Source organism: Kribbella pratensis (assembly GCF_004366075.1).
Lineage (GTDB): Bacteria > Actinomycetota > Actinomycetes > Propionibacteriales > Kribbellaceae > Kribbella > Kribbella pratensis.
On record NZ_SODU01000001.1, the window covers coordinates 2,807,325 to 2,821,455 of the forward strand.

The window sequence follows — 14,131 nt, forward strand, 5'->3', positions numbered from 1 at the left end:
GTGCAAGTTGCAGCCAATTCTCATTCAACGCTACAGACGATCCCAGCGCCAGAGGTTCAAGCAGCCGCCACTGGCGTCATCGGCTCACCCCGATCGCGCCGTCCGCTCACGCCGCGTCGACAACACCCCGGATCACAGCAGTCAGTAACCATCGTTCAAACGGTGTCTCCATGTGGACTACGTCGTGGACATGGTTGCGAAGGCTTAAGGGAACAACAGATCGATGTAGAAGTCTTTCCCGTCGACGTCGAGGTGCACCTCCCGGACCCACAAAGCTGAAGCCGCGGCCGAACTCGGACAGGGTCTGCTGCAAGTTGTCGATGAGGCCGTGCTCGAGGTCCCGCTCGTGTGCGGCCGCGGTGAGGGGTCTCGGGTCGTGTCCTGCTTCGGCGAAAGTCGCCCACTCTCTCTACCTATTGCTCAGCGACCGGACCGTTGGTGTGCTTGAAGCCGAGACGCAGCTGCACAGCCAATTGTCGGCTGACCACCGGGCCATCGGTCTCGGAGACCCGCGCCGTGGCTGGCCTCGTGGGACGTCTCGACGTCATACTCGGAGAGGAAGCCTCTAACCTTCTGAACCAGGGCAGGGCGCAGAGACAGCACCCACCCGATCCGTCGGCGCGTACCGGAACACTGGTCTTCTCATCAATCGTGACCGCGCACCATTTCGGGTGCACCGCCGCACTCCCTCCGAGCGGGGTTACACGAGTCGGAGCTGTGGCCGTGAGTCTTCCTGTCCGAGCAGGAGGCGCAGCCGCGGCAGTTTGATTTTCAGTTCGTCGGCTAGGTCGCGCAGGCTCAGTCCGTTGGCTTCTGCGAGTTCGAAAGCTCGCCGCAGTAGCGTGGGGACCTCGCCTGGATACCCGGAGATCGGCTCGGCCCCGAAGAGGTTGAGTTGCCGAAGCTGGTTGAGACGCTGGAACGCGCGTCTGTAAGCCGGCTCGGAGATGGCGCCGACTTCCCTGCATCGGTAGATCAGGGACTCGACCGCGACGCCCCACTCCTTGCTGAGCACTAGCCGCGCCGAAGTGTCCATCTCCGGGCGCTCCCCCATCGAGGCGGCCCGATGAGACGGCGCCGACAGGCCCGACAGGCGGCTGGTCGCGCGTTACTTACCGACTCCAATGCACCGACGAAAGATCGTTAACCCAGGTGCCTTCACCCTCGTGATCGGATCACGTCCGCTGCACCTGCGGGCCAGCAGGTACAGCGGACGTGGCTCAACAGCTGGCGCCCTGGTCAACCTTCCGTAGCACAACAGTGATGAACGCTCCCAGACAGCTCAGGAAAACAACTCCGATCCATCCGGCGACAGTCTGAGTGCCGGCGCCCCCTCCGAGCGCGACGTATCCGGACAGTGCGACGCCCACCAGGAAGATTCCACCTAGAAGCAGGAGCCCCCAGAGCGGCGGTCGCTGCAGCGGCATTTTTCCGGTTCCCGGGCGAACCTGAGGTGGTACAAGCTGACCGACGGCAAAGGCAGCTCCAGCTGCTACGACAGTCAGCAACAGGAACGACTGGATGAACAGCAAGAGGACCAATGCGAGGACGCTGATCGCGACCACGATCAGGACTGAGCGCCGTGAGATAGACATACACGTTCCTGTCAGAGGCCTGGTAACTTCGGCCAGACACAGTAGTCGTAGTGCCGCCATATTGCGACGAGCGGGTCGATGATCGCGAAGACCAACACGAACAGCTTCCATCATCGGTTCAGACTGATCACGCGCCCGGTTCGCCGTGTTTCGCCCATTGCGTGATTTGGTAGGCCACGCTGTCAGGAGTTGCTGCGCCACCGCTCCACTCGGTCGAACTCATTTTGGGAAGCATCCTCGCCCGGGCGATGCCTCCGTCACGTAGATGGATGAGTAGCCAACTGGTCGTGAATTCAGCATATTCCACCTGGTCTCGAGGGATCCGGTGGCTTCCGACCAGGCCACGAATCACGAGTTCGTCCGAAGTTACCCGAACTTCCGGCCGTAGGAAGACGATGGTGGAGAGGCCAATAATGGCGAGGACTGGCCACATCTCGCGGATCGGCCAATTTTCACTGTCAATGAGCGTCCAGGCTGTAGCAGCGCAGAAGGGTAGACACAGGAGTGATCCTCCGAGCAGTCCAACTCTCCAGACCCGAGCGTCCGCTGTGTTCCCGTTGCGGGGAGGTGATTTCCGGCGATGTATCACACGGGTCACTCCTTCGGAATTCCTGACACGATCTACAGATGACAGCGACGCTGTATTCACGCTCAGACTTTCCCTTTCCAGTCTGGCCGCCCGGAAGGCAGATCCCAGATCCCGGCCGAGGGTGAGGTCCAGCCAATTCTTGTCGTACCCACTCTGTCGCGGGCACCGCGAAGCCACCGCAAAGTGTCGTCCGGTAAATGCTATCGAAGCCATAGTAAATTGCCCGGCTACGAACAAAATCGTTCCAGGAACGAATGCATGCTCGCTCGCCCCACCCATTTGATTGAGCAGGATCCAAACGACGTCCAGCGTCATGCAAGGAAAGGCGATGAGATACGCAAATGCCAGGAATCTCCACCTTGAACTTGAAATCCATTTCATTGCAGCCGCCCGACCGCCGCGTCACCAGTCAAACCATCTGAACCGTGACTGCAGTCTCCTGCCGCCCACCCCACGCTCCCCCCGCTTTAAGTGCATAGTCGAACTCGGGCGATGGCCCCTTGCGCCTTGCCTTCAACCGCATCCATACAAGCCTACTCCTCTGAATGCTGCACCCTCCCGTACAAGCCTTTCCACGATCTCCGACTCGGAGATTTGAATAGCCGACGCTGACGTCACCTACCACCGAGGGTCATCTCCGGTCTCATCCAGTTCCGACTGCGGGGATGACACCTCGCGCGCGGACGCATGCGTCGGACGTAACCTCCCTCCCTGTTGCAGGCCGCGCAGCCGGGGTGTGCCCGAGCAAACAGCCAACTGCAAAGGGACGCTCTCGGTGACCCGTGCCTATATGGGCTTCGACTCGTCTTCCTTCAGGGTGTCGGGTCTTCGTCGGTCACGATATTTGAGGAACAAGCTAATCAGGACGACAGCGCCACAGGCGACTGCAGCTACCAACCCCCTTTGCCGAGATCCTGAATTTGCGTAGAACATGGCCTGCGCCACGCCTACTAGCGCGAGAATTGCGAAGACCACGATGACGCTCCAATTTGAGGGCTTCGATCCAAAGAACCGGTTGCCGCTCCTCACTATTCACGCACATAGAGCCAGAAGCCCCCGAGCGTCGGGATGCCTTGCCCATACGAACCGTAACCGCAGCTTGTGGCCCTCAGCATAGGCGTTCGAGATAACATCGAGCATGTAACCCGCATAGATGCCTATTATTGCCGCAATCAATGATGCGGCCACCGGGTTTGTGTAGCTGCACCGTCGTCGAGGCCGTGGATCCGGTCGGTCCTGTGCTCGCCGTGATCCGACTGTCGGCTACTCGGCGCCGCCCTGGCCGGGGGGCGCGGGTGCTGGGGCCTGATCTCGCGAGCCGGTCGTCGCGGAGTTCCTGGTACACCGGCTGGTGGGCCTTGCTCGTCGAGGACGGCGTACTTGATTGGAGGCTAACGGGCGATCCTGTCGTGGTCGGAACTGAGCCACCGAGGCGTTGCTCGCAGCAGGGCGAGGCGACATGGACAACGCATTGACCGTACTTCGCCACCTTGGGAATCAAATGGCATCCGAGTACCCGTTCGAGGCGGTGCGGACTCAGCTGGTCCTGGGACAGGTCTGCCGTCGCGTCGGCCACAAGGCCTTGGCCAACAGAGATTGAATGTGGCCGCCGGAGCCTTCGCTGCGTTGGACACAACACGTACGGCGGAGCGAGCTCGGGACGAGGACGACCCCCTCTGACTGCACCCATACGAGTTCGGTGCTCGCGGCAACGGAATGCCGAGTGGCTGAGCTCGTCGCCGCGGGTCACTCCAATCGAGAGGTCGCGGCAGAGCTCTTCAGGTCCGCCAAGACGTCCGCTCGAGCGCGGAACTCGCGAACCAGCTGAAGAGTCCTTGATGCCAGCGGCCTGGCTTGACCTTGACGTTGCGTCAACCCTCCACCCTGTTGGGTGCAGCTACTTCAAGGAGGAGGCAAGTGGTGACGACATTGATCGAGAAGCTCGTCGGCGATCTTGGCGACAAGCGGCGGTGGCGGCGGTACAAGGGGCGGGTGAAGGCGCTTCCCGGCAACTACCGGACGGCGGCCGAGGGGCTGGAGCGGTATCTGACGTACTTCGGGGCGATCACGAAGGGAGATCTCCCGGTGGACGTCGTGATGCCGATGCTCGAGGATCTGGCCGGGCTGGTCGAGCGGGCCGCGGCGGACGGTACGCCGGTCCGGGCGGTAGTCGGGGAGGCTCCGGTGGAGTTCGCCGAGGCGTTCTTCCGGAACTACTCGGACGGTCGGTGGATCAGTCGCGAGCGGGACGAGTCGATCAGTGCGATCGAGCGCGGGTTCTACAAAGAAGTCGAGCGCGAGATCACCAGGGAGCGGGAGCGGCTGGTCAAGGCCATCGGCCGCGCCGAAGCAGACGGCAGGGGGATACGGTCATGACCGCACGACCGAACACCGGTCCGGCGATTCGCGTGCAGGGTCTGGAGAAGTCGTACGGCGAGCTCAAGGTACTGCGCGGCGTGGACTTCGATGTGGCGCCGGGCAGCATCTTCGCGCTGCTCGGATCCAACGGAGCGGGGAAGACCACGGTTGTGAGGATCCTGGCCACGCTTCTGAAAGCGGACGCGGGCACTGCGAGCGTCAACGGCTTCGACGTCGCCACTCAGCCGTCGGACGTGCGAGAGTTGATCAGCCTCACCGGGCAGTTCGCCGCCGTCGACGAGATCCTCAGCGGCCGTGAGAACCTCGTGCTGATCGCCAAGCTCCGTCACCTCAAGGATCCGGGCGCGATCGCGGACGATCTACTGCGGCGTTTCTCGCTGACGGACGCCGGCGCGCGGCGAGTGTCGACGTACTCGGGTGGTATGCGCCGCCGTCTGGACATTGCGATGAGCCTGATCGGGAACCCGCCGGTCATTTTCCTGGACGAGCCGACGACCGGGCTCGATCCGGAGGCGCGACTGGAGGTGTGGGAGACCGTGAAGGGCCTGGCCGGGCGCGGCACGAGCGTACTGCTCACGACGCAGACGCTGGACGAGGCCGAGCAGCTCGCCGACCGGATCGCGATCCTGCACCAGGGCCGGATCATCGTGAACGGCACGCTCGCGGAGCTCAAGCAGTTGTTGCCGCCCGCCGAGGTCGAGTACGTCGAGAAGCAGCCGACCCTCGAAGACGTGTTCCTCGCCGTCGTCGGATCAAAGAAGTAGGGAGTACCCATGGCTACGCAGTTCTTCGGCGACACCGCCGTACTGACAGGACGGACGTTGCGCCACGTGACGCGCAGCGTGGACACCATCATCACGACGGCGATCATGCCGATCGCGCTGATGCTGATGTTCGTCTATGTGTTCGGCGGCGCGATCGACACCGGCTCGACCAAGTACATCAACTACATGCTGCCCGGCATCTTGCTGATCACGATTGCGTCGGGTATCTCGTACACCGCGTTCCGGCTGTTCATGGATATGACGAGCGGGATCTTCGAGCGGTTCCAGTCCATGCCGATCGCGAGGTCGGGCGTCTTGTGGGCGCATGTGCTGACCTCGATGGTCGCCAATGTGATCTCGTTGGTGATTGTCGTGGGCGTCGCCTTCCTGATGGGATTCCGCTCGGGTGCCGGGGTTCCGGCCTGGCTCGGCGTCGCAGGCATCCTCTTGCTGTTCACTCTGGCGCTGACCTGGATCGCTGTGATCCCGGGCCTGTCCGCAGGGTCGGTCGAGGGCGCGAGCGTGTTCTCCTATCCGCTCATCTTCCTGCCGTTCCTCAGCTCGGCGTTCGTGCCCACCGCAACGATGCCTGGCCCGGTGCGCTGGTTCGCCGAGAACCAACCGGTCACGTCGATCGTGAACACCATCCGGAACCTGTTCACCGAGCAGCCGGTAGGCAACGACATCTGGATCGCCCTCGCCTGGTGCGCCGGCATTCTCGTGGTCGCGTACGGCTTCGCCCTGGTCACCTATCGCCGGAAGATCGCCTGAGGCAGGCTGGGACCCATGCTCACTATCAGTCAGCTAGCGGGGTACGCCGGGGTCACGGTGCGGGCCGTGCGCCACTATCACCAGATCGGGCTGCTGGTGGAGCCTGAGCGCGACCATTCGGGATACCGGACGTACGACGCCGGCGCGGTCGTGCGACTGATCCGGATCCATACGCTGGCCGATGCCGGCGTACCGCTGGCCCGGGTGCAGGAGCTGCTCGACGCCGGCCCGGAGGAGTTCGCCGAGGGCGTCCAGGAGATCGACAAGACGCTGCGGGCTGAGATTCGGCGGTTGCAGAACAATCGCAAGCGGATCGCACGGCTCGCTGCTGGGGAGCAGCTGGCACTCCCGGCCAGTGTGGTGGGTTATCTCGACCGGCTGCGCGGTCTGGGCATCGATGAGCGGTACATCGCGCTGGAGCGGGACGCCTGGATCATGATCGCCGCCCAGGTGCCGCACCTGATCGATACCGTCATCGCCAAGAAGCACGAGGATCTCGACGACCCCGACATGGTGCAGCTCTACCGACTGCTGAGCACCGTGGTCGACTGGCCGCCCGACGATCCACGAGTTGTCGAACTCGCCGACATCATGGACCGCCTCATGACTCGCGCCTTCGAGGCCGATGAGATGGGTGACGACTTCTTCGACGACCAGTTCGTCGACCTGCTCGACGCGACCGCGGCCAATTCCTCACCGGTCGCCGAGCGGCTGCGAGCGATCCTGGAGGAGCGAGGTTGGAGGGGCTGGACCCGGGTCGAGCGCGTCCCTGCCCGCCGCACGTGAGGACAGCTTTGACCTTTACGCAGCGTCAATGCTGGACCATGAGGTCATGACGAACTGGGATGTCTTGCGGGCCTTGGCCGACGAGGGAAACGAGAAGGCGCAGAACAAGCTTGCGGACCTGGCCGAGGAGCGCGGCGATGTCGAAGCGCTGAACGAGTTGCTGGACGAGGGTTGCGAACGGGCCGGCGAGTATCTGACGCGCCGGGCGGTGGCCGCGGGCGATCTGCTCGAGCTGCAGCGGATCCGGGACGCCGGGTACGACGAAGCGGGGGAAGCGCTCGACCGCCTCCTCGACTAGCTCCTGGCCGCGTCTTCACGGACAGCCGGTCAGGTTTGGAAGCGATAGCCCATGCCGGGTTCGGTGAGGAGATGCCTGGGCCGGGAAGGATCGGGCTCGAGTTTGCGCCGGAGCTGCGCGATGTAGACGCGCAGGTAGTTGGTCTCGGTCTCGTACGACGGTCCCCACACCTCGTGGAGCAGGTGCCGCTGACTGACGAGCTTGCCGGGGTTGCGGACAAGGATCTCCAGAAGATGCCATTCGGTCGGGGTGAGGCGGACCTCGCCTTCACCGGTGGTCAGTCGTTTCGCGGCGAGGTCGATGGTGAAGGCGTCCGTGCGGATGATCGGTGCGGTGTCGGCCGGGGCGGCGCGGCGGAGCGCGGAGCGGATGCGAGCGAGCAGTTCGTCCATGCCGAACGGTTTGGTGACGTAGTCGTCGGCACCGGCGTCGAGCGCGGTGACCTTCTCCGCCTGTGCGCCACGAGCGGACAGCACCAGGATCGGGGCCGAGGACCAGCCGCGCAGAGAGTGCACGACCTCGATCCCGTCCATGTCCGGCAGGCCGAGGTCCAGGATGACCAGGTCGGGAGGGAACCGGGCTGCGACGGTCAGCGCGGTCGCCGCGTCGGGAGCGGTGTCGACGTCGTACTGCCGGGCGCGCAGGTTGATCCTGAGGGCCCTCAGCAACTGCGTGTCGTCGTCGACGACCAGAAGCCGAGTCATGGTGCCGCCGGCAATGACAAGGTCATGGTGAGTCCTCCGCCGGGTGTTTCCGAGGGTGTGATGCGGCCTCCCATCGCCTCGGTGAAGCCGCGGGCAAGGGCAAGTCCGAGACCGACACCGCCTGCGGACCGGTCGTCGAGCCGCTGGAACGGCGCGAACATCCGGTCCCGGGCCTCGGCGGCCACGCCGGGGCCGGAGTCGGCGATACGCAGGACAACCCAGCCTGGCGTCTCGGCCGACCCGTGAACCTGGATGGCGGCGCCTGGCGGTGAGTAGCGGCGTGCGTTGTCGAACAGGTTGGCGATGACGCGCTCGAGCAGTCCGGCATCGATCAGTGCGAGCGGCAGATCGTCGGGTACGTCGATCTGTACGGCGCCGCCGTGGACGTGGATCAGCGCGCGTGCGACCACCTCGTCGAGAGCTGTCGGGACGAGGTCGACGGAGAGCGCACCGGCCTGCAGGCGGCTCATCGCGAGCAGGTTCGAGATCAGATCGTCGAGCCGGTCGGCGGAGTCCTCGATCGTCTCGTACAGCTCGGCCTGCTCCGCCTCGGACCAGGTGATGTCCTTTTGCCGCAGCGTCGAGACGGCTGCCTTGATTCCTGCCAGCGGCGTGCGAAGGTCGTGCCCGACCGCGGCGAGCAGCGCCGTACGGAGGCGGTCGACCTCGGCCAGTCCGCGCGCCTCGCCGGCGAGCTGCTGCGTGTCCCAGGCCCGTGCCGCCGCGATCGCGAACCTGTTCAGCAGTCCGCGGTCCTCGGCGAACAGTTCGGGGCCTTCGGCAACGAGACGCAGGCCCGGGCCGGCGGCCGCGGTGATGGTGGGATGACCTTGCAGGGGCGGGCCGACGATGGCGCCGATCTGGTCGTGTTCGCCGCGGCGTACCAGCAACGCCACCGACGTCATGGCGAAGGTCTCGCGGACCTGTTCCAGGACGCCTTCCAGCGATCGTTCCGTCACCGGACGGGCGGCGAGGTCGGAGAGCATCTGTGCTTCCATCCCGCTACGGACGGCGGCCACCCGCCGGCGTGCGGCGAGATCGACCGTGATGCTGACGGTGAGTGCGACGAGCACGAACACGACCAGGGCGACCACGCTGTCGCGTTGTTCCACGAAAAGGGTGTGGAACGGCGGGGTGAAGAAATAGTTGGCCAGCAGGACCGACAGGACCGCGGCGACGACAGCGGGCAGGATGCCACCGATGACGGCGACGAGGACGACCGCGAGCAGGTACAGCAGGAGCACGCTTTCGAGGGCCAGTTGCGAGCGCAGGCCGACGAGGACGACCGTGACGATGGGCAGCCCGAGGGCAGCCACGGCGAGGCCGGCCGATCGCCGTACCGGGGAAAGGCCGGTGGCCGGGCGCGGCAAGGCCCTGCGGCCGGCCGCGGAATGGGGACTCTCCCTGTGCGCCACATTGGCTAGCGTGACACAGCGGGCTTCGGCGTGTCCTCGGCCAGGTCGTTCTTGGTGGGGCTCACCCGGCCGCTTGGTCCCGAAGGTCCTTGAACGGCCTCCGACGAGCCCATCTGCCACGGAACGTTGGTGACCATCACACCGGGCTGGAACAGCAGGCGTGCTTTTAGCCTGAGCGCGCTCTGGTTGTGCAGTAGTTGCTCCCACCAATGGCCGACGACGTACTCGGGGATGAACACGCACACCACGTCGCGCGGGCTCTTCGTGCCGATGTCCTTGACATAGGCAAGCACCGGCCCGGTGATGTCGCGGTACGGAGAGTTGAGGATCTTGAGCGGGACCGGGATGCGCCGCTCGTCCCACTCCCGGACCAGGGCCTCGGTCTCGTCCGGGTTCTGGTCCACTGTCACTGCCGTCAGGGTGGTCGGGCGGGTCGCGCGCGCGAACGCCAGGGCGCGCAGTGTGGGCTCGTGCAGCCTCGACACCAGGACGACGCCGTGGATCCGCGCCGGCAGCGTGACGCCGCCGGGCCGCGGCCGGGTCTCGACGGCGATCCGGCCGTAGTGGCGGTGGATCCCGCGCATCAGGAGGTACAGCGACGGCATCGCGATCACCACGATGTACGCGCCGTGGCTGAACTTGGTGATGAGTACGACGATCAGCACCAGGCCGGTGAAGACCGCGCCGACACCGTTGATGAGCCGGGCGCGGTGCATCGATCGCCGGGCCGCCCCGCTCGGTGCGAGCGCGCCGTCGGACGGCCTCAATCGGGTCGTCCAGTGCCGGACCATGCCCCATTGGCTGAGCGTGAACGACACGAACACGCCGATGATGTACAGCTGGATCAATCGCGTCGTACTGGCGTCGAAGGCCCAGATCAGCAGGCCCGCGAGGGCGGCGAGGATAACGATGCCGTTGCTGAACACCAATCGGTCGCCGCGCCGGTGCAACTGCCGCGGCAGATAGCCGTCGCCGCCCAGGATCGAGGCGAGGATCGGGAACCCGTTGAACGCGGTGTTCGCCGCAAGCACGAGGATCGCCGCGGTGAACACCTGGACGACGTAGAAGAGGATCGAGTCGCCGCCGAATACCGCGGCGCCCAGTTGGGCGATGACGGTGCGTTGCGCGTAGCCGTCGGGTGCGCCGATCAGGCGGGCGGTGTCGTCGACGACGTGTACGTGACTGGCGAGTGCGAGTGCGGTCAGTCCGGCGAACATGGTCACAGTCAGCCCGCCCATGATCGCCAGGGTGTTGGCGGCGTTGTCGCTCTTGGGCTTCTTGAAGTGGGGTACGCCGTTGCTCACCGCCTCCACGCCGGTCAACGCCGTACAGCCGGACGCGAACGCCCGCAGAACCAGGGCGACCAGCAGTAGCCCGGTCGCCTGGTGATCCGGCCGGATCCCGTACGACGCCGATTCCGCGGCCGGAGCATCGCCACCGACCATCCGGGCCAGGCCGACCGCGATCATGATGAAGACGCTGACCACGAAGCCGTACGTCGGGATCGCGAACACCGTCCCCGACTCGCGGACCCCGCGCAGGTTCACCAACGCCAGTACGGCGACCAACCCGACCGACACGCTCACAGCGTGCGGCACCAGCGCCGGGAACGCCGACACGATGTTCGCGACCCCGGCCGCCACCGACACCGCGACAGTGAGCACATAGTCCACCAGGAGCGCGCTGGCCGCGATCAACGACGCGTCCCGGCCTAGGTTCGCGCCGGCCACCGCATAGGCGCCGCCGCCGTTCGGGTAGGCGTGGCAGGTCTGCCGGTACGACGCGACCACCACGAGGAGCAGCACGATGACGGCGCCTGCTACCCACCAGGTCAGGTGGAACAGCGCCAGCCCGCCGAGGCTGAGCATCAGCAGGATCTCTTCGGTCGCGTAGGCGTTCGACGACAGCGGGTCGCTGCAGAAGACCGGCAGAGCGAGCCTCTTCGGCAGCAGCTGATCGCTCATCAGCTCACTGCGAATCGGGCGACCTACCAGAAGACGCTTGGGCACCTGAAGAATCCGGCTACTCACAACCCCAAGCCAAGCCGACCCCGATGCGACGCAGTTCCCGTCTTGACGCCCTTCTAACAGCGGACCCGTCGACCTTGACGCAGCCTTGACGCACGTCGTCAAATAGCCGAAGCGACCGCTGCCAAACCGAAGGCGCCTTCGCTGCCGGGGCCAAGGGCCAACCGGTGACATCCCGCCGGCATCGGCAAACGTCGATAGTTGTCACTGCCACCTGAAGCGGGCCGTTTCGCGTGATGCCTGCGCGCTACAGTGCGTGAAGAGATGCTTAACGTGTGCTTCTCGGTAGCAAGAATCCGGCCGTGGGACCACACGGATTTCGTGCGCATCGCTGCTCGCTAGGCGTCGGACTCCTAGCCCTTGGACCGGTTCGCGCGGTTTGTCAGGAGCCGGTAAAGCCGCCACCCGGAGACAAGCGCAACGGAACCCCATCCGGCACTGGCCCAGATATCGCGGTCAATGATCCCGAGCACAGCAATAACGGATCCTGCCACGAATAGGACAGCTGCAGTTGCGATTATGATCGTACGTGGCACGCTCATCCGAACGACAATCCTCTTTCCATGCGAATACGTTGACATCAGCAGCGTGTTGACCCAGCGGGTCACCGAAACGTACTCACAGCGCTAGCGATGATGGCCAAGCATCGATTATGCCTGTCAGCAAAAAGCACCACCGGCTGAGATGTGCTGCCCCCTGTGAGATCCAAGTGGAGTCCTCCGGCTGACGACTCATCGTGCATGACCCGCCACCGCAGGACTAACAGGCCTCACTCCGTGGGCGAACAGGAGGTCTACTTTGCGTGCCGGGAACAGCTTCAGGAGTTCTCGGCCTTGACGGTCAGTCAGCCGACGTGGACCCAGGGGCGGTTCGAGCGTTTGGGTTCGGCGCGGCGGAGGACCTCGCGGGTGACCGGCGGTACGTCGCCCTCGCCGGAGATCAGGTAGCGGAACAGGAAGTAGAACGGGTTGCCCTCGGCCCAGGCGAAGTAGATGTGCGGCATCACGTGCCAGTCGTCGCGGATCTTCAGCAGCAGCGCGGCGATCGCGTTCGCGACGCTGGGGCTGTCGACGCGCAGGATCTTGTAGCCGAACCGTTCCTCGCCGCGCACGTCCAGTTCGGTCTCGAACTGTGAGGCGTCGGTGAGCGTGACCTCGAGGAACAGGATCGGCAGGCCCTCGGGCAGGTTGCGCACCTCGCGCTGCTCGGCCTCCTTCTCCTGGTACTCCGTCTCGTCCCGGGCGTCCGGCTCGTTCGCGATGATCCGCAGTTCACCGTGCTTGGCGGCCGAGGCGATCAGCCGGCACGCCTCCTCGTCGAACCGGACCTCGGTGGCGCGCAGCTCCAGCGACCGGGTGGCACGGGAGATCAGCGAGGTCAGAATGATCGCGACGATGAAGAACGAGGCGATCTGCACGCCGTCCGGCCGCTCGATGATGTTCGCGACGGTCGTGTAGAGCAGCACCATGCTGATCGCGCCGAACCCGACGGTCTTGGCCTTCTCCCCCTTCCGCCGGGCTGACAGCGTGACCGCGATCGACGCGGACATGATCAGCACCAGTACGCCGGTCGCGTACGCACCGCCCTGCGCGTCGACGTCGGCCTTGAACAGGATCGTGATCACGAACGCGATCACCCCGAACACGATCACCAGCGGCCGGGTTGCCCGGGCCCAGTCCGGGACCATGCCGTAGCGCGGCAGGTAGCGCGGGACGATGTTCAGCAGGCCGGCCATCGCCGACGCCCCGGCGAACCACAGGATCAGGATGGTGCTGATGTCGTACACCGTCCCGAAGATGTTGCCGAGGTGCTCGTGAGCAAGGTAGGCGAGCGCTCTCCCGCTGGCTTCGCCACCGTCCTTGAACTCGTCCTCGGGGATCAGCACGATCGTCGTGAAGCTGCTGGTGATCAGGAAACCGCTCATGATCAACGCGGCCGTGGTGAGCAGCTTGCGGGTGTTCCGGATCCGGGCCTCCGGGTGGGCCGGATCGTCGTCGGCCGCGCCGTCGACCTGTGGCATCACCGCGACGCCGGTCTCGAAGCCTGACAGGCCGAGGGCGAGCTTCGGGAACACGACCAGCGAGATGCCGATCATCACCCAGATGTTCGAGTGCTCGGTGGTCAGCATGCCGCGCCAGTTCGTGACCAGCTCCGGCGCGGTGATCACGTTCCAGAGCGCGTTCCCGACGACGACCAGGTTCAGTCCGAGGTACACGACGACCAGGGCGACCGCGATGCCGATCGCCTCGCCGAAGCCGCGCAGGAACACGCCCGCCAGCAGTGCTAGCAGGACGAGGGTGATGACGACTTCCTTGCCTTCGAACCAGTGCGGCACGTACGGGTTCTCGATCACGTGCGCGGTGGCGTCGGCCGCGGACAGCGTCATCGTGATGATGAAGTCGGTGGCCATGAAGCCGAGCAGGACCAGGATCGTGAACTTGCCCTTCCAGCGGCCGAGCAGCCGGTCGAGCATCGCGATAGAGCCCTCCCCGTGCGGGCTCTCGGCCGCCACCCGGCGGTACACCGGCAGGGCGCCCAGCAGCGTCAGGAGGACGAGGATCAAGGTCGCTACGGGTGACAGCAGCCCGACCGCGGCCGCGGCGATCGCAGGCTGGTAACCGAGCGTCGAGAAGTAGTCGACACCGGTCAGGCACATCACCTTCCACCAGCGGTGGGTCGGGTGCGGCGCCGGCCGATGCGGGCCAGGGTGCCCGGCCGGACGGTCGTGCAGCAACCAACCGACCACCCGCCCATGGGTAGGCGGCGGCACGCCGACCGTGTCGCTCTCACGCGTTTCTGTCAC

At 65.2% G+C, this 14,131-nt stretch carries 11 protein-coding genes; 6 read left to right on the forward strand and 5 right to left on the reverse strand.

The features are described from left to right. Positions 1 to 700 precede the first annotated feature (700 nt). Positions 701 to 1,036 (reverse strand): hypothetical protein, encoded by a 336-nt coding sequence (locus tag EV137_RS13510; RefSeq protein ID WP_202870912.1) that lies wholly within the window; start codon positions 1,034 to 1,036, stop codon positions 701 to 703. Between the two features lie 2,748 nt (positions 1,037 to 3,784). Here EV137_RS13510 and EV137_RS42000 point away from each other — a divergent pair. The 6 genes from EV137_RS42000 (at position 3,785) to EV137_RS13545 (ending at position 7,182) form a co-directional block, all read left to right on the forward strand. After that, positions 3,785 to 4,012, forward strand: a complete 228-nt coding sequence (locus EV137_RS42000) for a LuxR C-terminal-related transcriptional regulator (RefSeq protein WP_134128896.1) — start codon at positions 3,785 to 3,787, stop codon at positions 4,010 to 4,012. A 92-nt stretch (positions 4,013 to 4,104) separates the two neighbouring features. Next, on the forward strand, positions 4,105 to 4,560 hold the full coding sequence (locus EV137_RS13525; protein WP_134128898.1) for a DUF1048 domain-containing protein: 456 nt from the start codon (positions 4,105 to 4,107) through the stop codon (positions 4,558 to 4,560). Then, a complete protein-coding gene (locus EV137_RS13530; RefSeq protein WP_134128900.1) occupies positions 4,557 to 5,327 on the forward strand; it encodes an ABC transporter ATP-binding protein in 771 nt (256 codons plus the stop codon). Before EV137_RS13525 ends, EV137_RS13530 begins: the two co-directional genes overlap by 4 nt. Before the next feature lie 9 nt (positions 5,328 to 5,336). Next, the gene (locus tag EV137_RS13535) at positions 5,337 to 6,098 is read left to right on the forward strand and encodes an ABC transporter permease (protein WP_134128902.1); all 762 of its coding nucleotides are present in this window, start codon (positions 5,337 to 5,339) and stop codon (positions 6,096 to 6,098) included. Between the two features lie 15 nt (positions 6,099 to 6,113). Continuing rightward, positions 6,114 to 6,884 carry a MerR family transcriptional regulator gene (locus EV137_RS13540; RefSeq protein WP_134128904.1) on the forward strand — a complete coding sequence of 257 codons (771 nt, stop codon included), beginning with the start codon at positions 6,114 to 6,116 and terminating at the stop codon, positions 6,882 to 6,884. 46 nt (positions 6,885 to 6,930) lie between these two features. After that, entirely contained in the window at positions 6,931 to 7,182 is a 252-nt protein-coding gene (locus EV137_RS13545) for a hypothetical protein (protein WP_134128906.1), read from the forward strand. Positions 7,183 to 7,211: 29 nt separating this feature from the next. On the opposite strand, the gene EV137_RS13550 is transcribed toward EV137_RS13545, so the two are convergent. The 4 genes from EV137_RS13550 to EV137_RS13565 all read right to left on the reverse strand — a co-directional run bounded on the left by EV137_RS13550 (position 7,212) and on the right by EV137_RS13565 (position 14,131). Next, positions 7,212 to 7,886, reverse strand: coding sequence for a response regulator (locus EV137_RS13550; RefSeq protein ID WP_134128908.1), 675 nt, complete (start codon positions 7,884 to 7,886; stop codon positions 7,212 to 7,214). Beyond that, complete coding sequence (locus EV137_RS13555; protein WP_166679856.1) at positions 7,883 to 9,301, reverse strand: sensor histidine kinase; 1,419 nt, start codon at positions 9,299 to 9,301, stop codon at positions 7,883 to 7,885. Before EV137_RS13555 ends, EV137_RS13550 begins: the two co-directional genes overlap by 4 nt. Positions 9,302 to 9,306: 5 nt before the next feature. After that, on the reverse strand, positions 9,307 to 11,265 hold the full coding sequence (locus EV137_RS13560; protein ID WP_134128912.1) for an APC family permease: 1,959 nt from the start codon (positions 11,263 to 11,265) through the stop codon (positions 9,307 to 9,309). 907 nt (positions 11,266 to 12,172) lie between these two features. Continuing rightward, positions 12,173 to 14,131, reverse strand: a complete 1,959-nt coding sequence (locus EV137_RS13565; protein WP_311136374.1) for an APC family permease — start codon at positions 14,129 to 14,131, stop codon at positions 12,173 to 12,175.